General features: G+C 72.3%; 19 protein-coding genes. All 19 read left to right on the forward strand.

Translation table 11 applies throughout. The annotated features are described in order from the left end of the window. Window positions 1–290: 290 nt before the first annotated feature. Window positions 291–779 carry a Holliday junction resolvase RuvX gene (gene ruvX / locus ACFYL4_RS24405; protein WP_357766196.1) on the forward strand — a complete coding sequence of 163 codons (489 nt, stop codon included), beginning with the start codon at window positions 291–293 and terminating at the stop codon, window positions 777–779. Continuing rightward, a complete protein-coding gene (mltG, locus tag ACFYL4_RS24410; protein ID WP_387521393.1) occupies window positions 776–3,085 on the forward strand; it encodes an endolytic transglycosylase MltG in 2,310 nt (769 codons plus the stop codon). The genes ruvX and mltG overlap by 4 nt, the downstream gene beginning before the upstream one ends. Further along, window positions 3,082–3,921, forward strand: a complete 840-nt coding sequence (locus tag ACFYL4_RS24415) for a shikimate dehydrogenase (protein WP_357766202.1) — start codon at window positions 3,082–3,084, stop codon at window positions 3,919–3,921. The genes mltG and ACFYL4_RS24415 overlap by 4 nt, the downstream gene beginning before the upstream one ends. Window positions 3,922–4,331: 410 nt before the next feature. Beyond that, window positions 4,332–4,898: a translation initiation factor IF-3 gene (gene infC / locus ACFYL4_RS24420; protein WP_357766274.1), complete on the forward strand. Its 567-nt coding sequence runs from the start codon at window positions 4,332–4,334 to the stop codon at window positions 4,896–4,898. A gap of 185 nt (window positions 4,899–5,083) precedes the next feature. Next, entirely contained in the window at window positions 5,084–5,278 is a 195-nt protein-coding gene (rpmI, locus tag ACFYL4_RS24425; RefSeq protein ID WP_017583949.1) for a 50S ribosomal protein L35, read from the forward strand. Between the two features lie 166 nt (window positions 5,279–5,444). Next, window positions 5,445–5,816 carry a 50S ribosomal protein L20 gene (gene rplT / locus ACFYL4_RS24430; RefSeq protein WP_357766205.1) on the forward strand — a complete coding sequence of 124 codons (372 nt, stop codon included), beginning with the start codon at window positions 5,445–5,447 and terminating at the stop codon, window positions 5,814–5,816. 30 nt (window positions 5,817–5,846) lie between these two features. Continuing rightward, window positions 5,847–6,695, forward strand: a complete 849-nt coding sequence (locus tag ACFYL4_RS24435) for an RNA methyltransferase (protein WP_357766208.1) — start codon at window positions 5,847–5,849, stop codon at window positions 6,693–6,695. Window positions 6,696–7,362: 667 nt separating this feature from the next. Then, window positions 7,363–8,601, forward strand: a complete 1,239-nt coding sequence (locus ACFYL4_RS24440) for an ATP-binding protein (protein WP_387521396.1) — start codon at window positions 7,363–7,365, stop codon at window positions 8,599–8,601. 184 nt (window positions 8,602–8,785) lie between these two features. Continuing rightward, window positions 8,786–9,904 carry a phenylalanine--tRNA ligase subunit alpha gene (gene pheS, locus ACFYL4_RS24445; RefSeq protein WP_357766211.1) on the forward strand — a complete coding sequence of 373 codons (1,119 nt, stop codon included), beginning with the start codon at window positions 8,786–8,788 and terminating at the stop codon, window positions 9,902–9,904. Further along, the gene (gene pheT, locus ACFYL4_RS24450) at window positions 9,904–12,393 is read left to right on the forward strand and encodes a phenylalanine--tRNA ligase subunit beta (protein WP_357766212.1); all 2,490 of its coding nucleotides are present in this window, start codon (window positions 9,904–9,906) and stop codon (window positions 12,391–12,393) included. The genes pheS and pheT overlap by 1 nt, the downstream gene beginning before the upstream one ends. 478 nt (window positions 12,394–12,871) lie before the next feature. Next, window positions 12,872–14,098 carry an aminotransferase class III-fold pyridoxal phosphate-dependent enzyme gene (locus ACFYL4_RS24455; protein WP_357766278.1) on the forward strand — a complete coding sequence of 409 codons (1,227 nt, stop codon included), beginning with the start codon at window positions 12,872–12,874 and terminating at the stop codon, window positions 14,096–14,098. 223 nt (window positions 14,099–14,321) lie between these two features. Next, the gene (locus ACFYL4_RS24460; RefSeq protein WP_387521399.1) at window positions 14,322–14,834 is read left to right on the forward strand and encodes a MarR family winged helix-turn-helix transcriptional regulator; all 513 of its coding nucleotides are present in this window, start codon (window positions 14,322–14,324) and stop codon (window positions 14,832–14,834) included. A gap of 197 nt (window positions 14,835–15,031) precedes the next feature. Then, window positions 15,032–16,453, forward strand: a complete 1,422-nt coding sequence (locus tag ACFYL4_RS24465) for an FAD-binding oxidoreductase (RefSeq protein WP_357766215.1) — start codon at window positions 15,032–15,034, stop codon at window positions 16,451–16,453. A gap of 173 nt (window positions 16,454–16,626) precedes the next feature. Continuing rightward, entirely contained in the window at window positions 16,627–17,655 is a 1,029-nt protein-coding gene (gene argC / locus ACFYL4_RS24470; RefSeq protein ID WP_357766218.1) for an N-acetyl-gamma-glutamyl-phosphate reductase, read from the forward strand. Window positions 17,656–17,670: 15 nt separating this feature from the next. Continuing rightward, window positions 17,671–18,474, forward strand: coding sequence for a bifunctional ornithine acetyltransferase/N-acetylglutamate synthase (locus ACFYL4_RS24475; RefSeq protein ID WP_387521401.1), 804 nt, complete (start codon window positions 17,671–17,673; stop codon window positions 18,472–18,474). 38 nt (window positions 18,475–18,512) lie between these two features. Beyond that, window positions 18,513–19,463: an acetylglutamate kinase gene (gene argB, locus ACFYL4_RS24480; protein WP_387521428.1), complete on the forward strand. Its 951-nt coding sequence runs from the start codon at window positions 18,513–18,515 to the stop codon at window positions 19,461–19,463. Continuing rightward, window positions 19,460–20,668 (forward strand): acetylornithine transaminase, encoded by a 1,209-nt coding sequence (locus ACFYL4_RS24485; RefSeq protein ID WP_357766222.1) that lies wholly within the window; start codon window positions 19,460–19,462, stop codon window positions 20,666–20,668. Before argB ends, ACFYL4_RS24485 begins: the two co-directional genes overlap by 4 nt. Next, entirely contained in the window at window positions 20,665–21,618 is a 954-nt protein-coding gene (gene argF, locus ACFYL4_RS24490; RefSeq protein ID WP_357766224.1) for an ornithine carbamoyltransferase, read from the forward strand. The genes ACFYL4_RS24485 and argF overlap by 4 nt, the downstream gene beginning before the upstream one ends. Further along, window positions 21,615–22,148, forward strand: coding sequence for an arginine repressor (locus ACFYL4_RS24495; protein ID WP_357766226.1), 534 nt, complete (start codon window positions 21,615–21,617; stop codon window positions 22,146–22,148). The genes argF and ACFYL4_RS24495 overlap by 4 nt, the downstream gene beginning before the upstream one ends. The last annotated feature ends 23 nt before the right edge of the window (window positions 22,149–22,171 follow it).

The raw sequence follows: 22,171 nt of genomic DNA on the forward strand, positions 1-22,171 counted from the left end.
AGACTCGGATCGCGGGGGCGTCCACCGCCGCCCACCGGCGCGACCCGCGCGGGGCCCCGGACACCGGGACCGGACGAGCCGGTGCGGGTTGCCCGGGTGAAGCTGCGTACCGTCTGCGAATCGGGCATACTGTGGCGCGTCACAGCCGATCACATGGCTGTCTGCGCGGAGATTCCCGCGATCCAGCTGATGAACAGGACCACCGTGTTGAGGATTTCCCGACAACGGTGCTGTGCCGTCGACGGTACGGCCCGTGCGAGCAGCGCCCCCACACAGGAGGAGGCGACCTCGTGAGACACGGTGTGCGCCTGGCCATCGATCCGGGCAACGCGCGTATCGGCGTCGCCGCCAGCGACCCGAGCGGCGTACTGGCCAGCCCGGTCGAAACGGTTCCGAGGGGCAGGGGCGACGTCCAGCGCATCGCCCTCCTCGTGCTGGAGAAGGAGGCCCGCGAGGTCGTCGTGGGCTACCCCGCCTCCCTGTCCGGCCAGGAGGGACCGGCGGCCCGCTCCGCCCGCGAGTTCGCGAACACCCTCGCCCGGCTCCTCGACCCGGTCCCCGTCCGGCTCGTGGACGAACGCCTCACGACGGTGACCGCGCAGGGGCAGTTGCTCTCGGGCGCCTCCTTCGGCAAGAAGGGGGCCAGGGGCGGCCGGGCCCGCCGCTCGGTCATCGACCAGGCGGCCGCCACCGTGCTCTTGCAGAGCGCCTTGGACCAGGAACGGTCGACAGGCCATCCCCCGGGCGAGATCGTCCGTGCAAGCCAGGGAGATTCATGACCGACAGGGATGACTACCCCGATCCCCGCCGTGGACGCGCCGACCGCGAGGGCGGCTACGACTACGACCCGTTGTCCGACCCCCTTCCCGCGCAACCGCCCTCGCGCGGTCGCCGCGCACGCCCCGAACCCGGACCCAACACCCGGGCCGAGGAGCCGGGGACGGGTGAGTTCGGGCACACCGGCGGGTACGGCGGCCAGGCCCCGGGGCGGCCCGCCCCGGGACGCCGACGCAGGGCCGAGCCGCCCGCCGACGAGACCCCGTGGAACGACGACCCGCACGCGGCCCCTCCACGCCGGTTCGGCGCGGCCGACGCCCTGCGAGGGGGGCGCGCCGCGCGCGGCGGCCAGGCCCCGGGGCGGCCCGCCCAGGCGTCACCGCCCGACACCGGAGGCCAGCAGCGCCCGGGTCCCGACGCGACGCAGGACGCCCTGGCGGCCCTGGCCAACCTCGGCGGTGCCCAGAGCGCCTCGCGCGCTCCTGCGGGCGCCCCTGCCGACGCCGAGCCGCCCGCCCGGGAACAGCCCCCGCGCCGGGCCCGGCGCGCCCGCGCGGAGCAGCCCGAGGAACCGCGTTCCGCCTTCTGGGGCGACGACGCCGAGGAGTCCGACGCCTTCGGCGCCGAGCCCCCCGTAGAGGAACCGCAGAGCCGTCGGGGCCGGCGTCGGCGTGCCCAGGAGACCCCGCCCGAGCCCCAGGGCGACACCGGTGCGTTCCGGTCCCGGGAGCCCGAGCCGGAGGAGCCCGCGGGGCGTCGCGGCCGCCGTCGTTCGCGTCGGGCGGAGCCGGAGCCGGAGGACACCGGTGCCTTCCGGGCCCCGGAACCCGAGCCCGAGCCGGAGCCGGAGGCGCCGTCGGGGCGTCGGGGCCGCCGTCGTTCGCGCGTCGAGGAAGAGCCCGAGGACACCGGCGCGTTCGCGACCGCACCGGTCACCGACACCGGGGCCTTCGCGGAGCTCTCCCACCTGGACGAGGACGAGGAACACCTCACGGACACCGGCTCCTTCCTCGCACAGGAACCCGAGGACGAGGAGCCCAAGGGACGTCGCGGCCGCCGCAGGTCCAGGCGCGGCCGCCGCGCCGAGCCCGAACCCGAACCCGAGGTGGAGGAGGAGCCCGAGGAGGACCTCTACGAAGAGGACAGCCTCGAGGACATCGCCGCCACCTACGGCAACAGCCGCGCCAACCGCAAGCGCGCCAAACGTGCCAAGGCCGCGCAGGCGGCCCGGCTCAACAAGGGCAAACCGAAGAAGCGCCGGAAGAGCAAGGGCATGGTGGTCGTGCTCGCCCTCGTCCTGCTGCTCGTCGTGGCGGGCGGAGGCTACGGGGTCGCGCGCGCCTACGTCTTCCCGCCGGACTTCTCCGGCGACGGCGAGGGCGAGGTCGTCTTCCGTATCGCCGAGGGCGAGAGCGGTACCGCCATCGCGCAGAGCCTCGTGGACCAGGGCGTGGTCGCCAGTGTGCGGGCCTTCACCAATGCCCTCGGCTCGGAGGGCCTGGTGCCCGGCACCTACTCCCTTGCCGAGGGCATGAGCGGTGAGAGCGCGGTCGCCGCCCTGTTCGACCCGGACAACCGGCTCGGCGGGCGGGTGACCATCCGCGAGGGCCTGCGTTCCGAACAGGTGCTCCAGATGGTCTCCGAGGAACTGGGCGTTCCGTTGGAGGAGCTGGAGGAGGCCTACGGCAGTACCGAGGACCTCAACCTCCCCGACTACGCGACCGAGGGACCGGCCGGGTACCTGTTCCCCTCCACCTACCGCTTCGAGCCGGACACCGACGCCCTGTCGATGCTGCGCACGATGATCACCCAGCACAAGCGGGTCGCCGAGGAGTCGAACCTGGAGGAACGGGCCGCGGACATCGGCTACGACGCGAACGAGATCATGGCGATCGCGTCCATCGTGCAGGCCGAGAGCGGCCGCAGCGAGGACATGCCGAAGATCTCGCGGGTGGTGCACAACCGCCTGGACATCGACATGCCGCTCCAGATGGACAGCACCTGCTTCTTCGCCATCGGCGAGTACGGCATCGCGCTCAACAACGATCAGCTGGCCCGGTGCCGGGACGACACCAGCGGGTTCGACACCTACTTCAGCACCGGTCTCATCCCCGGACCGTTCGTGGCCCCCGGCCAGGAGGCCATCGAGGCGGCCCTGGACCCGGAGGAGGGCGAGTGGCTGTACTTCGTGGCCACCGACCCGGACAACGGCGTCACCGAGTTCGCCGAGACCCACGCGGAGTTCGAGGTCCTCAAGGAGCGCTTCCAGGAGACCTGGGGCGGCGGCAGCGGAGGGGACGGCGAGTGACACGCGCCGCGGTCCTGGGCTCGCCGGTGGCCCACTCCCTCTCGCCGGTCCTGCACACGGCCGCCTACGCGGCCCTGGGCCTCGGGGAGTGGTCCTACGGCCGGTTCGAGTGCGACGAGGAGGGGCTCGCGCCCTTCCTCAAGGGTCTGGACCGGTCCGAGTGGGCCGGGCTGTCCCTGACCATGCCGCTCAAGCGCCGGGCCATGGACCTGGCCGGGGAGGTCTCCTCCCTCGCCAGGGAGGTCGGCGGAGCCAACACGCTGGTCCGGAGCGCGGCGGGGTGGGCGGCCGCCAACACCGACGTCGAAGGGATCGCGACCGCGCTGACCGAGGCGGGCGTGCCGGTCCCCGCGAGCACGGTCGTGCTGGGCGCCGGGGCCACCGCGGCCTCGGCCCTGGCCGCCCTGAGGGAACTGGGTGCGACCGGTCCGGTCACCGTCCTGGCCCGTGACACCGGGCGGACCGGTGAGGTCACGTCCGCCGCCGAGCGGCTCCGCAGGCCGGTCCGTGTGGCCCCGCTGGCGGAGATCGACCGCCACCTGGACGTCGACCTGGTGGTCTCCACCCTGCCCTCGGGGGCCACGGACGGGTGGGCCGAGCGCGTCGCGGCCTCTCGCGCCGACCTGTTCGACGTGGTCTACGACCCCTGGCCCACCGCCGTCGCCGCGGCGGTCGCCCGCCGTGGCGGGCGCGTGGTCGGCGGGTTCCCCATGCTCCTGCACCAGGCCGCGGCGCAGGTCCGGCTGATGACGGGGGTCGACAAGGCCCCGGTGGAGGCCATGCGGGCAGCCGGGGAGGCGGAGCTGCTCCGGCGCTCCGCCCGCCCCGGGAGCTGACGCACGGGGCGCGGTGGCCGTGTGGTCGCCGGGCCCTGTATAGTGGGAGCCATCGACTTGGTCCGGTGTGTCCGACACACCGGAGCCGCAAGCGGAGATGATCCTCCCACCTACCGGACTCCGTCCGTGTGGGTTCCGGTCAGACGACGGGCACACCGCCCCGTGATCGTCGGGCACCCGTGTACGGGTTCCGGCGGCCCGGTGTGCGGCTCCGTCGTGAACATCCGGTCGGATCGCCCCGCTTGCACACGCTGGCGGGGTTTCTCGTTTCTGGTGAGACCCCAACGCGGGCGGGTGGCCTGAACAAGCACGGGCGACCCGGTCGAACAGGCCGACCACCCCAGGGTGGACGGCCGGTCCCAGGTAATCCGAGAAAGCTAGGGAGGGGTCTCATCAGCACAGAGCCCCGCATCAATGACCGTATCCGGGTGCCCGAGGTCCGACTCGTCGGACCCAACGGTGAGCAGGTCGGAATCGTCTCCGTGCAGGACGCGCTGCGTCTGGCCCAGGAGTCGGACCTCGACCTCGTCGAGGTCGCGCCGACCGCGCGCCCGCCGGTCGCGAAGCTGATGGACTACGGCAAGTTCAAGTACGAGTCCGCGGTCAAGGCCCGTGAGTCGCGCAAGAACCAGTCGAACACGATCATCAAGGAGATCAAGCTCCGCCCGAAGATCGACCCGCACGACTACGAGACCAAGAAGGGTCACGTCGTCCGGTTCCTCAAGAGCGGGGACAAGGTCAAGGTGACGATCATGTTCCGTGGCCGCGAGCAGTCCAGGCCCGAGCTCGGGCGCAGGCTGCTGGCGCGTCTTGCCGAGGACGTCCGGGATCTCGGCACGGTCGAGTCCCAGCCCAAGCAGGACGGCCGCAACATGGTCATGGTGATCGGTCCGCACAAGCGGCGTTCCGAGCACAAGGCCGAGGCCCGTGCGGCGGCGGGGGACAAGACCCGCCGCGACGAGCGCGACCAGGCGTAAGGCGCCAGGGGAAGTCCCCCACCGCCCGGGCGCCGTCAAGGCGACGACCGGGTGGTGGGGTGGGCTGCGCCCGACCAGTCCGTGATGCACCGGTGTGCGACGGGACCCCGCCGTAGTGGCGGAACATTCGCGGTGTCCGCATCCTGTGCGGGTACCGCGCCGACGGAGTAGGAGACGACGGCGACATGCCGAAGAACAAGTCCCACAGTGGAGCCAAGGACCGTTTCAAGGTCACCGGTTCCGGCAAGATCATGCGCCGCCGTGCCAACAAGAACCACATCCTTGAGCACAAGACCTCCAAGCGCAAGCGCAAGCTGGGCACGGAGGCCGAGCTCGCTCCGGCCGACACCAAGAACATCAAGAAGCTCCTGGGCATGTAGCACCGGAGCACCTTCCGTCCTCCTCGGCCAGCCCGTGCGCCCGACCCCGTCGGCGCGCTGAGGCGCCAGGGGGACCACCACCTGAAGCGAACACGGTCGCTGGGTGCGTCCTGGCCGGACCGGTCGGCGCGCCGTGCGCGCCGGAAGAACCAATGAGGGAGTCACTGTGGCACGCGTGAAGCGGGCTCTCAACGCCAAGAAGAAGCGCAAGGTCGTTCTCGACCGGGCCAGTGGTTACCGCGGGCAGCGCTCGCGCCTGTACCGCAAGGCCAAGGAGCAGATGCTCCACTCGATGACCTACTCCTACCGGGACCGCAAGGACCGCAAGGGGCAGTTCCGTCGTCTGTGGATTCAGCGCATCAACGCCGCCTCCCGCGCGCACGGCCTGACCTACAACCGTCTCATCCAGGGTCTGAAGCTGGCCGAGATCGAGGTCGACCGTCGCATGCTGGCCGAGCTGGCCGTCAACGACGAGGCCGCCTTCGCCGTGCTCGTGGAGAAGGCCAAGCAGGCCCTCCCCGCCACCGCCGCGGCCTAACGGGCAGCCGGAAGAAGCAGACGGGTAGCGATGGCGAGCCACGAGTTCACGAGTGTCCGGTCACCCAGGATCAAGGGGGTTCGGCGGCTCGCCAAGCGCACCTTCCGTCAGCGTGAACGGCGCTTCCTCGCGGAGGGGCCGCAGGCCGTACGGGAGGCCCTGGCCGCCGTCAACGGCGGCGACGGGCGGTCCCCCTACAACGGGACCGCCCACGGCGTCGTCGAGGTCTACGCCACGGCGGAGGCCATGCAGCGCCACATCGACCTGATGGACGCCGCCCACACCGCGGGCGTGCCCACCCACCGGGTCAGTCTCGACGTGATGTCCGAACTGGCGCAGACCATCACCCCGCAGGGGGTCATCGCGGTCTGCGAGTTCGTCGACGTCCCCTTGGAGAGCGTCTCCGACGTGCGACTGGCCGTCGTCCTCTCCCACGTGCGCGACCCCGGCAACGCCGGGACGGTCCTGCGCACCGCCGACGCGGCCGGTGCCGACGTCGTCATCTTCACCGACGCCTCGGTGGACCCCTACAACGGCAAGTGCGTGCGCGCCTCCGCCGGAAGCCTGTTCCACCTGCCCGTGGTGGTGGGGGTGCCGGTGGCCCGTGCGGTGGACTTCCTGCACGGCGCCGGGGCCCGGGCCTGGGCCGCGGACGGCGGCGGTGAGCGCGACCTGCACCAGCTGGCCGACGACGGCGACCTGGACGGCCCCGTGGGCTGGGTCTTCGGCAACGAGGCCTGGGGCCTGCCGGAGGAGATCGTGCAGCTGACCGACGGCGCGGTCAGCGTCCCGATCTACGGCGCGGCCGAGAGCCTGAACCTGGCCACGGCGGCGGCGGTGTGCCTGTACACCACCGCGCGCCAGCAGCGCCGCGCCTGAGCGCGTCCCGGGCCGACCGGACGGCCCGCGCCTCCTACGGCGGGCCCGAAAGCCCGTATCCGGCCACGACCGCAGCGGCCTCCCCTCGGGTGGCCGAGCCGGGCCGGGACCGTCCCCTGCCGCGGGTCGTCGGCGCCCTCCGGCGTGGCGTCCGCACCCTCGGGTCGTCACTCCGCGTCATGATCAGGCGGCTGACCCGGGGTGGAGCGACCGGTGGTGTACACGCTCGGTAACAGGTTCTCCCAACCACCCGAAATGCACGTGCACGGGGTTCGAGTGTCGATAGGGTCGGGCCAGTACGACGGTGGTTCACGCGCATCCCGCTGGCCCACCCCCATCCGACCCGTGCCACGGGTGGGGCGGTGTGCGTGTCCGCGATGACACGGTCGGTCCGACGACAGGGTGTGAGCACGCGAGGCTCGGACACGTCGACGGTCGGCCCCGAGACCGACACCCGGCCGACCGCCGGACGGTGCCGGAAGCGGACGGACCGCCGCCCCGCGGGCTCCGGGTGACGCCGTATCCCGGGTCACCAGGCGTATCGGGTGGGAGTGCAGGGTAGATCTGCGGTGGTGTCCGGGGGAGCGCGACAGCGGACACGACCGGACAGCGATCCCGACCCAGGAGTCCTGTGGTCGCGGACCTTCGGAGGGGAGCGGGGAGAGGCGTGGGCAGCGGCCGACAGGTGGGCCAACCGGCGGAGGACTCCGACGGTGCGGCGGCGCGACCCCCCGAGGGCCCGGTACCCGGGTCCGAACCACCCGTGGACTCCACCGTCGGACGGGAGGCCGCCCCGGAACCGGACGCGCGTCCCGGGCGACGGCGCCCCACCGCGTCGGCCCTCAGGGACGTGGACACCGCGTCGGCCGGGGCGGACGGTCCGCCGCTGCACGCCGACGACCTGCCCGACGGGGTCGTCGTCGCCGACGCCGGCGGCAGGGTCGTCCTGTTCAACTCGCTCGCCGCGCAGCTGACCGGGGTCCCCGCGACCTCCGCGATCGGCCGCGACTTCCGCCTCGCCCTTCCGCTGAACGGGCTCGACGGCAACAACTGGTGGGAGTCCAGCGACCCCTACGGCGGGGACCGCGAACGCACCCGACAGCCCGAGCGCATGCTCTGCCTGCCCGACGACCGGGAGATCCTCGTCTCCGCCCGCTACGTGCGCGCCCGCCCCGGCGGCGACCTCGTCCGCCTGGTCCTCACCCTCAGGGACGCCTCGGCGCGGGCCGAGCGTTCCCGGGCCGACCTCGTCTCGGAGGTCGCGCACGAACTGCGCTCGCCGCTCACCAGCGTCAAGGGCTTCACCTCCACCCTCCTCAGCAAGTGGGAACGGCTCACCGACAAGCAGAAGCTGTTCATGCTGGAGACCGTCAACGCCGACGCCGACCGCGTCACCCGGCTCATCCACGACCTCCTGGACGTCTCCCGGATCGAGTCCGGACGGCTGGAGGTGCGCCGCCAGGTCGTCGACCTGCCCACCACGGTGCGCCGCATGGTCGCGGGCCGGGTGGCCTCGGGCTACGCCGAGGACCGCTTCCGCGTCGAGACGCGCGGCGAGCTTCCGCAGATGTGGCTGGACGCCGACAAGCTGGAGCAGATCCTCGGCAACCTCGTGGAAAACGGGGTGCGGCACGGCGCTGGTACTGTCAGTGTCGTGATCGAGCCGTGTGAAGGAGGAGCAGCGGTGTCGGTGCGCGACGAGGGCCAGGGCATAGCACCCGAGACCGTTCCGCGCGTCTTCCGTCAGTTCTGGCGCGGGAAGCGCCGTGGCGGAACCGGCCTCGGACTGTTCATCGTCAAGGGTCTCGTCGAGGCCCACGGCGGCACGATCACCGTCGGACGCGCCCCCAACGGCGGCGCCGAGTTCCGATTTACCGTGCCCGCCGGGACCCCCGAGTTCGTCTGAGCCCTCAGACCCCTCGGCCCTCCGGTGGGCGCACGCGGCACGTCCCGGACCCCGCGACGGACCTTCCCGGGCTGCCCGACACCGCCTGTGCATTTCCTGTCGGCTTCGTCCGCCCCTGTGCGGACCGTGACTGCCGTGCCGGTCCCCGCTCCGCGGGGGACCGGTGACGGCGAGGCAACCAACCATGTCTGCACCGAACAATTCCTTCGACCCCGTCGAGGTGACCTCCCTGCACCCCGACGAGGTCGCCCGCATGCGCGAGGAGGCGCTGGCCGCGATCGAGGCCGCCGCCGACCTCGCCGAACTCAAGGAGGTCCGGCTCGCGCACGCCTCGGACCGCTCCCCGCTGGCCCTGGCCAACCGGGAGATCGGCGCTCTCCCCCCGGCCGCCAAGGCCGACGCGGGCAAGCGCGTCGGCGGCGCCCGGCGCGACGTCGGTCAGGCCCTCAAGGCCCGCCAGGCGGTCCTGGAGGCCGAGCGCGACGAGCGCGTCCTGGTGGAGGAGCGCGTGGACGTCACCCTGCCCTGGGACCGTACGCCCCGGGGCGCCCGCCACCCGCTGACCACCGTCGCCGAGCGCATGACCGACGTCTTCGTCGGCATGGGCTTCGAGGTCGCGGAGGGCCCGGAGGTGGAGGCGGAGTGGTTCAACTTCGACGCCCTCAACTTCCAGCCCGACCACCCGGCGCGCAGCATGCAGGACACCTTCTTCGTCGAGGGCCCCGACGGCGGCGAGTCCGGCCTGGTCATGCGTACCCACACCTCCCCGGTCCAGATCCGCGCGCTGCTCTCACGCGAACTGCCGGTGTACGTGGTCGCTCCCGGCAAGACCTTCCGCACGGACGAGCTCGACGCCACCCACAGCCCGGTCTTCCACCAGTTGGAGGGCCTGGTCGTCGACAAGGGGATCACCCTGGCGCACCTGCGCGGCGCCATCGACGCCTTCGTCGAGTCGGTCTTCGGCGAGGGCCTGCGGACCCGGTTCCGGGCCTCCTACTTCCCGTTCACCGAACCCTCCGCCGAGGTGGACATCGAGTGCTTCGTGTGCCGGGGCGCCTCGGTGGGCGACCCCGACCGGCCCTGCCGTACCTGCTCCAGCGAGGGCTGGATCGAGATCGGCGGCTGCGGTGTGGTCAACCCGCGCGTGCTCACCGCCGCCGGGGTGGACCCGCAGGTGTACAGCGGCTGGGCCTTCGGCCTGGGAATCGAACGGACACTGATGTTCGCGCACGGAGTGCGCGACATGCACGACATGGTCGAGGGCGACATCCGCTTCACCTCGGCCTTCGGGAGTGAGAACTGATGCGCGTCCCCCTGACCTGGCTGCGTGAGTACGTCGAGCTTCCGGCCGACGTCTCCGCCCGTGACCTCGCCTCCCGGCTGACCCTGGCCGGGCTGGAGGTCGAGACCGTCGACGAGCTCGGCTCCGACCTGACCGGCCCCATCGTCTTCGGCCGCGTGCTGGAGATCGAGGAGCTGACCGGCTTCAAGAAGCCCATCCGCCACTGCCGCGTGGACGTGGGGGAGGCCAACGGCACCGGTGAACCGCAGGAGATCGTCTGCGGCGCCCGCAACTTCTCCGAGGGCGACCTCGTCGTCGTCTCCCTGCCCGGAGCCGAACTCCCCGGGGGGTTCCGCATCGGTGCCCGCAAGACCTACGGGAAGATGTCGGCGGGCATGATCTGCTCGGCCACCGAGCTCGGCCTGTGGGAGGACCACGACGGAATCGTCGTGCTCCCGGAGGGCTTCGCAGCGACCGGTACCGACGCCATCGGCGTGCTCGGCCTGCGTGAGGACGTCCTCGACATCGCCGTCACCCCGGACCGCGGGTACGCGTTGTCCATGCGGGGCGTGGCACGCGACGTCGCCGCCCTGTATGGGGTCGCCCTGCTCGACCCCGCCGACGCCGCCGTGGCCGCGCCCTCCGGCCCCGGTCACCCCGGTTCGATCGAGGACCCGCAGCGCTGCGACCGCCTCGTGCTGCGCGGCGCCACCGGCTTCGACCCGCAGGCTCCCACGCCGCTGTGGATGCGGCGCCGCCTGCACCAGAGCGGGGTCCGCCCCGTCTCCCTGGCCGTGGACGTCACCAACTACGTGATGCTCGAACTCGGTCAGCCGCTGCACGCCTGGGACCGCGACCGCGTGAACGGCGCGATCCGTGTCCGGCAGGCCGAGGCGGGGGAGAAACTGGAGACCCTCGACCACGTCCAGCGCTCCCTGGACGCTGACGACATCGTCATCGCCGACGACTCCGGCGCCCAGGCGGTCGCCGGAGTGATGGGTGGCCTCGACACCGAGATCGGGCCGGAATCCACCAACGTGCTGGTGGAGGCCGCGCACTTCGACGCCATGAGCGTGGCCCGCGCCTCCCGCCGCCACCAGCTGTCCTCGGAGGCCTCGCGGCGCTTCGAGCGCGGTATCGACTCCGCCGCCCAGCTGGTCGCGGCCACCCGTGCCGTGAACCTGCTCGCCGAGCTCGGAGGAGCCTCGGTGGAGACCGCCTACACGGTCGTCGACGCCGCCGTGTCACGTCAGCCGATCGTCGTCCGGGCCTCCCACGCCGCGAGCGTGGCCGGGGTGGACTACCCGGAGGGCACCAGCGAGCGGTGGCTGCGCGCCGTCGGCTGCGACGTCGAGACCGACGGGGACCTGCTGCGGGTCACACCGCCCACCTGGCGTCCCGACATCACCGACCCCAACGACCTCGCCGAGGAGATCATCCGCTTCGAGGGGTACGAGAACATCCCCTCGATCCGTCCCAGCGGCTCCGGGCGGGGCCTGACCTCCAGCCAGCGTCTGCGCCGCGCGGTCGGCCGCGTCCTGGCCGACACCGGCTTCAACGAGGTGCTGTCGTACCCGTTCACGGCCGAGCGCGACCTCGACGGCCTCCAGCTGGCCGCCGACGACCCGCGCCGTGCCGGTCTCCGCCTGGCCAACCCGCTCAACGAGGAGGAGCCGCTGCTGCGGACCACCCTCCTGCCGGGGCTCTTCAAGGCGCTGGCCCGCAACGTGGGCCGGGGCATGACCGACGTCGCCCTGTTCGAGTCGGGTCTGGTCTACCTGCCGGTCCCCGGCGCCACCCGCGCGCCGATCCTGCCGGTCGACCGCGGGCCGAGCGTCGAGGAGCTCGCTCTCGTCGACGCCGCCCTGCCCGAGCAGCCGCGCCGGGTCGGCGCGGTCCTGACCGGTCACGCCGAGCGTGCGGGCTGGTGGGGGGAGGGGCGCGCCGCCACCTGGGCCGACGCGATCCAGGCCGCCCGCGACGTGGCCCGGGTGGCCGGGGTGGACCTCGGGATCGAGGCCGACGCCCGTGCCCCGTGGCACCCCGGTCGCTGCGCGGCCCTGTTCGTGGAGGTGGAGGGTGAGCGGGTGCTCGTCGGCCACGCGGGCGAACTGCACCCCAGGGTCGTCAAGGCGTTCGGTCTTCCGGAGCGCACCGCCGCCATGGAGATCGACCTCGACGGCGTCGAGCGCGCCCGCACCGGGGTTCCCGCGCCGACGGTGTCGACCTACCCGGTGGCCACGCAGGACGTCGCCCTGGTCGTGGACGCCTCGGTGCCGGTCGGCCGGATCACCGAGGCGCTGGCCGAGGGGGCCGGCCCCCTGCTGGAGAGCGTGCGGCTGTTCGACGTGTACACGGGCGAGCAGGTCGGTGAGGGGCGCAGGTCCGTCGCCTTCGCCCTGCGGTTCCGCGCCGAGGACCGCACGCTGACGGCCGAGGAGGCCGGCGCCGCACGGGACGCCGCCGTCGCCCTGGCGACCGAGCGCACGGGCGCGGTGCTGCGCGGCTGATCCGGCCGACGCCACGGCGAGGGCGGGGCGGGTACTCCCTGAGGGGGAGGACGCGCCCCGCCTTCGTGTGTTACCACGGGGCAGAGAACCCGACCACTGCCGAACAGGAATCATGGCCGGCAGGACCGCTGTTGTGAAACGTGCGGTGTCACGGTTCGGATTTCAAGAAAATTGGAAGGATGTCTTTCCAGCGTAGTAAGGGTTTTAGCGCGAGGTGCCGGGGGTAGCCGGAATGAAGTTTGGGTTTCGGGGCATGAAAGCTCGTTTTGGCTCTTGCTGTGGAGCGGCCTGAGAACTTAGCCTGCGAGTACCTGCCACGACCTGGGCGCCCCAGGGAGGGGTCAGATCCGTTTTCCGCTGCGCGTTCTCGCGCATGTCACGGCTCGGAGGTCGCCATATGACCGAAACGGTTGTCTCGTCCGCGCTCACTCCCAAGGAATACCGGGAGCCCAGCCGCCTCTGGCATACCTTCTGTGACATGAACGCCGTGGCCAAGGGCCCGGAGTTCGTGGTGGCCCGCGCCGAGGGCGTGTGGCTCTGGGACCGGTCCGGTGACCGCTACCTCGACGGCACGGCCAGTCTCTGGTACTGCAACGTCGGGCACGGCCGGGCGGAGATCGCGGACGCGGTCCACCGACAGATGAGCACCCTGGAGGCCTACACCGTCTACGGGGACTTCGCCAACGCACCCGCGATGGAGCTGAGCGAGCGCCTGGCCGCTCACGCCCCGATGGACGACCCGCGCGTCATCCTCACCTGCGGGGGAGGGGAGTCGATCGACACCGCCGCGAAGCTGGCGCGCTCGTACTGGGCGACACAGGGCCAGCCGGAGCGGCAGCACCTGATCAGCCGGACCGGGGGCTACCACGGCCTCAACGGGTTCGGCACGAGCATCATCGGCATGGAGCGCTTCCGCTCCGGTTACGGCAGGCTCATCGAGGACACCTCGGTGGTTCCGCACGACTCCGCCGCCGCTCTGGAGGCGGAGATCCTGAGGGTCGGGGCGGACCGGGTGGCCGCCTTCTTCGCCGAGCCGGTGATCGGGGCGGGCGGTGTCTTCCTGCCGGAGCAGGACTACTTCGCCGACGTGGCACGGATCTGTCGCAAGTACGGAGTCCTGTTCGTCGTCGACAGCGTGATCTGCGGGTTCGCCCGTCTGGGGAACTGGTTCGGGATCGAGCGGTTCGGGGTGAGCCCGGACATGATCGTGTTCGCCAAGGGCGTCTCCAGCGGGTACCTGCCGCTGGGCGGGGTCATGGTCAACGGTCGTGTGGCCGATCCCTTCTGGAACCAGGAGGGCAACCCGTTCCTGCACGGCACCACCTACGCCGGACACCCGTCGGCCTGCGCCGCGGCCATGGCCAACCTCGACATCCTGGAGCGCGAGGACCTGTTCACGGTCTCGCGTGAGGTGGAGACCCACCTGGACTCCGCGCTGCGGGGGTTGGCCGACCACCCGCTGGTGGCCGAGGTCCGCTCCGGGGTGGGCGTGATGGGCGCGGTGGAGCTCACCGAGGAGGCGCTCGCGGAACGCGGGGTCACCACGGCGGAGGTCTTCGCCGAGGCCCGTATGCGGGGTGTCATCGTCCGTCCGATCCCGAGGGCGCTGCTGGTGTCGCCGCCCCTGGTGATCACCTGGGAGCAGGTCGAGCACCTGACCTCGACCCTGTGGGGGGCCCTGGACGCGGTCATGGCACGGCACTGACGAGGGGGGAGCCCGGCCCCGCCGGGCTCCCCCCGGAAAAGGGAACAACAGCAGTACGGCAGTACGGCAGGACCCACCGGTGGACGTCACGCGCCGGTGGGTTGATTATTTTCCTAGGAAACCTCTGTCGAGTGCTGGTATCGTGCAGTAATATTTACTGGGAAGATACTTCTTCGGGGGTGCGTGTGGTGGGTGCCCCCGGACCACTCGACGGGGGACGACCATGACGGCACGGGACGAGCACGCGACGGTACGGGACGGCTCCGAGGTCGCCGGTTCCGGTGGCTCCGGACCCAGCGGCGACGACCTGATCACCGCCTGGGGTCTGGTGCACGAGGCGATGAACGCGATCCAGCCTCGCCTGCTGCACGGCATCACCCCGGACGGCAGGGACATGGCGGGGCCCTGGTTCGAGGTGTTGATCCGCCTCCAGCGCACTCCCGGGCACCAGTTGCCGATGAGCCGCCTCGCGCGCGAGGTCAGTCTCAGCACGGGCGGGTTCACCAAGCTGGCCGACCGCCTGGAGAAAGAGGGCTACCTGGAACGGCACAACTGTTCCACCGACCGCCGGGTCGTCTACGCCACCCTCACCGACCAGGGGCTGGAGTTCATCGGCGTGGCCCGGGTCCGGCACGTCGAACGGCTGCGGGAGCACGTGCTCGCGCCGCTGGGGGAGGCGGGGGTTCGACAACTCGCCACCATCGCGCGTACGCTCCGTGACAGTGCTTGCGACTGATACGCGCCCCGGTGGGGACTCTGCGTAGTCGAATCCCCACTCCGGCGTCGGCCCGATCCACGTGAATGTGCTGAAAACATCCCATGCGCCTTCGTTCCCATGTAGGTTGGCCAGAGTTCGGGGACCCAACGCGGGGTGGGTCGGGAGCACCGAGGTTCCGGGGGGAATGAATGAGGCTGTTCACCACTGCTGCCCAGATGAGGCCCATTCCCCGATCCTCCCGCTTCGCCAACGGCGGAGTCTCCTTCTGGTTCCGCGAGGAGGGTCTGCCGGAGCGCAGATCCCCCCTGCCGGGCGACGCCGACTACGACGTCTGCGTGGTCGGGGCCGGTTACACGGGACTGTGGACCGCCTACTACCTCAAGAAGGACCAGCCCGACCTGCGTGTCTGTGTGGTCGAGCGGGAGTTCGCCGGGTTCGGCGCCTCCGGGCGTAACGGAGGGTGGTTGTCCGCCGAGTTCTCCGGCTCCCAGGAGGACTACGCTCGGTCACACGGCAAGCCCGCCATGATCGCGCTCCAACGCACGTTGATGAGCACCGTCGACGAGGTGGTCTCCGTCGCCGAGGCCGAGGGCATCGAGGCGGACGTGGTCAAGGGCGGCATGCGGCTGGTCGCCGGCAACGCCGCCCAGCGCGAGCGCCTCCAGGCGCACATCGACTACCTCCAGGACTGGGGGTACTGGCCGGACGACATCCACATGGTGGACCCGGACCACGAGCCCCCGATCGCGGTGGACGGCGCCGTCGCGGCCGCCTACTCCCCGCACGCCGCCCGTGTCCAGCCCGCCAAACTGGTCACCGGCCTGGCCCGTGTGGTCGAAGCGATGGGCGTGGACCTGTTCGAGGACACCCCGGTCACCGAGATCCGGCCGCGCACCGGTTCCGAGCGGCCGTCCGTGGTCACCGAGCACGGCACCGTCCGCGCCGACCACGTCCTGCGCGCCACCGAGGGCTTCACCTCCACCCTGCGCGGACAGCGGCGTCGCTGGCGCCCGATGTACTCCTCCATGATCGTCACCGAGCCGATCCCCGCGGACCTGTGGGAACGCATCGGCTGGGAGGGTCGCGAGCTCCTGCGCGACTCCGCCCACTCCTATGTCTACGCCCAGCGCACCGCCGACGACCGCATCGCCATCGGCGGGCGCGGCGCGCCGCACCGCTTCGGTGCCTCCGAGGACAACGAGGGCGCCACCGCGCCGCAGGCCATCGCCGAGCTCTGGCGTTCCCTGACCGGGCTCTTCCCCGACGTCGCGGACGCGCCGATCGAGCACGCGTGGTCGGGTGTGCTCGGGGTGCCCCGGGACTGGTCCCCGACCGTGAACCTGGACGCCGAGTCCGGCCTGGGCTGGGCGGGCGGCTACTCCAGCAGCGGGGTCTCCACCAGCAACCTGGCCGGGCGCACTCTGCGCGACCTGGTCCTGGGGCGCACCACCGACCTCACCCGTCTGCCGTGGGTGGGGCACGAGGTGCGCGGTTGGGAGCCCGAGCCGCTGCGCTGGATGGGCACCCAGGTCGTGCGCGGGCTCTACCGCACCGCCGACCGCCGCGAGTCACGCACCGAGGGCAAGGGGCACACCTCCCGCCTGGCGGACCTGGCCACCCGTATGCCCGGCAACTGACCCGGTCACCGCGTTCCGACCGAGCCCCCGCCGCCCCCGCACCCCGCCGTCCCCGCTCCGTTCCCCCCTGTCCTCCGTGCCGCCGAGGCCCCGTTCCCTCTCCGCCCTCAGTTGCATAAAATTACACTGGCATGCATGATGGTTCAGTCCAAGCGCGAAGAGAGGGTCTCACCATGGGATACACAGCGGCCATCGCCGGAGCCAGCGGCTACGCCGGGGGCGAGCTGCTGCGTCTGCTCCTGGGACATCCCGACATCGGGATCGGCGCCGTCACCGCGGGCGGCAACGCCGGGACCCCGTTGATCCAGCACCAGCCCCACCTGCTGCCCCTGGCCGACCGCGTCCTCGCGCCCACCACCGTCGAGGAGCTGCGCGGCCACGACGTCGTCTTCCTCGCCCTCCCCCACGGGCAGTCCGCCGACATCGCCCAGCAGCTCGGCGACGACGTCCTCGTCGTGGACTGCGGCGCGGACTTCCGCCTCGACGACGCCGCCGCCTGGGAACGCTTCTACGGAACCCCCCACGCCGGGACCTGGCCCTACGGCCTGCCCGAACTCCCCGGACAGCGCGAGCGCCTCACCGGGGCGCGCCGCGTCGCCGTTCCCGGCTGCCACGTCACCGTCGCCACCCTCGGCCTCTTCCCCGGCCTGGCACAGCAGCTGGTCGAGCCCGACCTCACCGTCGTCGCTGTCACCGGCACCTCGGGTGCGGGCAAGGCCGCCAAACCCCATCTCGTCAGCAGCGAGATCATGGGCGCCCTCAGCCCCTACGGCGTCGGCGGCGCCCACCGGCACAACCCCGAGATCATCCAGAACCTCACCTCCGTCACCGGCGAACCCGTGCGGCTCTCCTTCACCCCCGTCCTCGCGCCCCTGCCCCGGGGCATCCTCGCCACCTGCACCGCGCCCCTGAAGCCGGGAGTCACCGCGGAGCGGGTACGCGCCGCCTACGAGACCGCCTACGCCGACGAACCCTTCGTCCACCTGCTCCCCGAGGGCACCTGGCCCAACACCGCCATGACCCTCGCCGCCAACACCACCCTCGTGCAGGTCACCGTGGACGCCGACGCGGGCCGCATGGTCGCGGTCGCCGCCCTCGACAACCTCACCAAGGGCACCGCGGGCGGCGCCGTCCAGAGCACGAACCTCGCCCTCGGCCTGCCCGAGACCACCGGCCTCCCGCTCGCCGCGGTCGCGCCCTAGGGGGAGGGGACCCACATGAGCGTCACCGCACCCCAGGGGTTCCGCGCCGCCGGAGTCACCGCGGGAACCGGCGCGGACCGCGTCCGCGACACCGCCGTCGTCGTCAACGACGGCCCCTCGCGCGCGGCCGGGGCCGTCTTCACCGACCACCCCGAACCCGCCGCCGCCGTCCTGTGGTCCCGGCAGGTCGTCTCGGGCGGGCGCGTCCGCGCCGTCGTCCTGACCACCGGGGACACCGACACCGCCCCCGGCCCGGCCGACTTCCTGGCCGTCCACGCCGGGGCCGAGCACACCGCCGACCTGCTCTCCGACTCCGCCGCCGAGATCGTGCTCTGCGCCGCGGGCGCCACCGGCACGGTCCCACCGGCCGAAGCGCTCTCCACCGGCGTGGCGAACGCGCTCGCCGAAGCGGCACGCGGCGGCGGGCTCTCCGCCGCCGACGCCATCCGCACCGACGACACCGTCGCCAAGTTCGCCTTCCGGAGAGGCGGCGGCGTCACCGTCGGCGGCATGGCCAAGGGGCCCGACACCTCCGTGGGCGGAGCCCTGTGCGTCCTGACCACGGACGCCGACCTCAGCGCGGCCCAGTGCCAGCGCCTGGTCGCCGACGCCGCTACCGAGCTGTCCCCGCTCACCGGAACCAACGACGCCGTCCTGCTGATGGCCAGCGGCGCGGCCCCCGCCACCGCGGACGAGCCGGAGGTCGCCCTCCTGCTCGCCCGGGTCTGCGAGGAACTCGCCGCGCAGATCGCGGCGGACGCACCCGCACCCCCCACCTCCGCAACCGGCGCCCCCCAGGACAGGCAGGCCCACTCGTGAACTCCTCCACACCCACCACCCGGGACCAGGCCCAGGCCATGGACAAGGCGGCCCACCTCATCGAGGCGCTGCCCTGGCTCTCCCGCTTCCACGGCCGCACCGTCGTGGTCAAGTACGGCGGCAACGCGATGGTCAGCGAGGAGCTGCGGGTCCGCTTCGCGGAGTCGATCGTCTTCCTCTACTACGCGGGGCTGCGCCCCGTCGTCGTCCACGGCGGCGGACCGCAGATCAGCGCCATGCTGGACCGCTCCGGCGTGGAGTCCAGCTTCACCGCCGGGCTGCGGGTGACCACCGACGAGGCCATGGACATCGTCCGGATGGTCCTCACCGGCCAGGTCAACCGCGAGATCGTCGGTCTGGTCAACCAGCACGGCCCCTTCGCGGTCGGGATGTCGGGCGAGGACGCCAACCTCCTCTACGCCGAACGCAAGTGCGTCGAGGTGGACGGCGAGCCCGTCGACATCGGCCGGGTCGGGGAGGTCAGCGAGGTCAACCCCGGGGCGGTCTCCGCGCTCATCGCGGACGGCCGCATCCCCGTGGTCTCCAGCGTCGCCCGCGCCGACGACGGCGGCGTCTACAACGTCAACGCCGACACCGCGGCCTCCGCGCTCGCCGTCGCCCTGGGCGCCAGCAAGCTGATCATGCTCACCGACGTCGAGGGGCTGTTCGCCGACTTCCCCGCCAACACCGACCTCATCCGCCGCCTCAACGTGGACGAGCTGCGGGCCCTGCTGCCCTCCCTCTCCTCGGGCATGCTCCCCAAGATGGAGGCCTGTCTGACGGCGGTCGAGGGCGGAGTGCCCCAGGCGCACATCATCGACGGCCGCGTGCCGCACTCCCTGCTCCTGGAGGTCTTCACCGACCTCGGCGTCGGCACGATGGTCGCCGACGAGGAGCTGGAGGCCGAACTCCTCTCCGGGAACGGCCACTACCCGCGCCCCTGGCGCCCCACGTACACCCACGAACAGAACCCGGGAGCCCACCAGTGACCAGCAGCGACCTGAGGGAGCGCTTCGCCGCCTCGCTCATGCCCAACTACGGCGTCCCGCCGGTGGCCCTGGCCCTCGGGCGCGGCTGCGAGGTCTACGACGCCGACGGCCGCCAGTACCTCGACCTCATCGCGGGCATCGCCGTGTCCAGCCTCGGACACGGGCACCCGGCCCTGGTCAAGGCGGTCGCCCACCAGGCCGCCACCCTCGCCCACACCAGCAACCTCTTCGTGCACGAACGCGAGGTCCAGCTCGCCGAACGCCTCGTGGACCTGGTCGGCGGCGACGCCAAGGTGTTCTTCGCCAACTCCGGAACCGAGGCCAACGAGGCCGCGCTCAAGCTCGTCAAGCGGGCGGCGGGGACCGGCCGCCACTACTTCGTGGCCGCCGAGCGCGGCTTCCACGGCCGTTCCGCCGGAGCCCTCTCCCTCACCGGCAAGGACGCCATCCGCGAACCCTTCGGCCCCTACGGCACCGACGTGCGCTTCGTGCCCCACGGGGACATCGACGCCCTCACCGAGGCCGTCGACGAGCACTGCGTGGCCGTGTTCGTCGAGCCCACCCAGGGCGAGGCCGGTGTGGTCCCCGCCCCCGAGGGCTACCTCGCCGGGGTCCGGGCCCTGTGCGACCGCACCGGCGCCGCCTTCGTGCTCGACGAGATCCAGAGCGGCATCGGCCGCACCGGCCAGTGGTTCGCCCACCAGGAGGAGGGAGTGCGCCCCGACGTGCTCACCCTCGCCAAGGGACTGGGCGGAGGTCTGCCGATCGGCGCGTGCGTCGGCTTCGGCCGTTTCGCGGACGCCTTCCACAAGGGCGACCACGGCTCCACCTTCGGCGGAAACCCGGTGGCCTGCGCCGCCGCGCTCGCCGTCATCGACACCATCGAGTCCGAGGGCCTGCTCGCCCACACCAAGGTGATGGGCGACCTGCTGGCCGAACAGATCGAGGGCATCGACCACCCCCTCCTGGCCGGGCAACGCGGCAGCGGCCTGTGGCGCGCGCTCCTGCTCACCGGGCCGCACGCCGCGCACGTCCAGGAGCAGGCCGCGGTCCGCGGCTTCCTGGTCAACGCGGTCGCCCCCGACGCGATCCGCATCGCCCCGCCCCTGGTGATCACCCCCGAGCAGATCGGCGTGTTCATCGAGGCCCTACCCACCGTCCTGGACGCCGCCGAGGCCGCCGCCGCGAAGGAGCAGCAGTCATGACCCGCCACTTCCTGCGTGACGACGACCTCACGCCCCAGGAGCAGGCCCGCGTCCTGGACCTGGCCGACGAGATGAAGCGGGACCGGTTCGCGTACCGCCCCCTGGCCGGGCCGCGCACCGTCGCACTCCTCTTCGACAAGCCCTCCACCCGCACCCGGCTGTCCTTCTCCGTGGGCGTCGCCGACCTCGGCGGCAGCCCGCTGGTCCTGGACTCCGGCAGCACCCAGATGGGCCGGGGCGAGCCCCTGGCCGACACCGCCCGCGTCCTGGAGCGCCAGGTCGCGGCCGTCGCCTGGCGCACCTTCGCTCAGTCCGACGTGGAGGACCTGGCCCGGAACATGAACGTCCCGGTCGTCAACGCGCTCACCGACGAGTTCCACCCCTGCCAGATCCTGGCCGACCTCCAGACCGTCCGCGAGGCCAAGGGCGCGCTGTCGGGGCTCACCCTCGCCTACCTCGGTGACGGCGCCAACAACATGTCCCACTCCTACCTGCTGGGCTGCGCCACCGCCGGAATGCACGTGCGGATCGGCGCGCCCGAGGGGTTCCACCCGGACCCGGCCGTGCTGGACCGGGCCCGGGAGATCGCCGAGGGCACGGGCGGCTCGGTCACCGTCACCACCGACCCGCGCGGGGCGGCCGAGGGCGCCGACGTCGTGGCCACCGACACCTGGGTCTCCATGGGCCAGGAGGACCAGAAGGAGGACCGCGAGGCCCCCTTCCGCCCGTACATCGTGGACGCGGCGCTCATGTCGGCCGCGCACCCCGAGGCCGTCGTCCTGCACTGCCTGCCCGCGTACCGGGGCAAGGAGATCAGCGCCGAGGTCGCCGACGGCCCCCAGAGCCTGGTCTGGGACGAGGCCGAGAACCGACGCCACGCCCAGAAGGCCCTGCTCACCTTCCTGCTGGAGAGCAGTGACGACCCCGACTCCGGGCCCGTGGCGCGATGAGCCAGGACCTCAGCGGCCCGGCACCGATGACCAAGGCCGCCCGGCACGCCCGCATCACGGACGTCCTCACCCGTGAGGACGTCCGGTCCCAGGGGGAGCTGGCCAAGCGCCTCTCCCAGGCCGGGGTGCAGGTCACCCAGGCCACCCTCTCCCGGGACCTGGACGAGCTGGGCGCGGTCAAACTCCGTACCGCGGACGGTCACCTGGCCTACGTGCTGCCCGGGGAGGGCGGCGAACGCCTCCAGCGCACCCGCCCCGACACCCTCAGCCTCGAACAGGTCTCCGGGGCCCGCCTCACCCGGCTGGCCGAGGACCTGCTCGTCTCCGCCGAGGCCTCCGCCAACATGGTCATCGTGCGCACCCCGCCCGGGGCCGCGCAGTACCTGGCCTCGGCCATCGACCACACGGACTTCCACGCCATCCTGGGCACCATCGCCGGGGACGACACCATTCTGGTGATCTCCCGCGACCCCGAGGGCGGGGAGGACCTGGCCGCGGCGCTGCTGCGGCTGGCCGACCGCAGACCCTGACGGCCCGGGGCCGTCGCACCCGA

It is taken from the genome of Nocardiopsis sp. NPDC006938, from assembly GCF_042869555.1.
Taxonomy (GTDB): Bacteria; Actinomycetota; Actinomycetes; order Streptosporangiales; family Streptosporangiaceae; genus Nocardiopsis.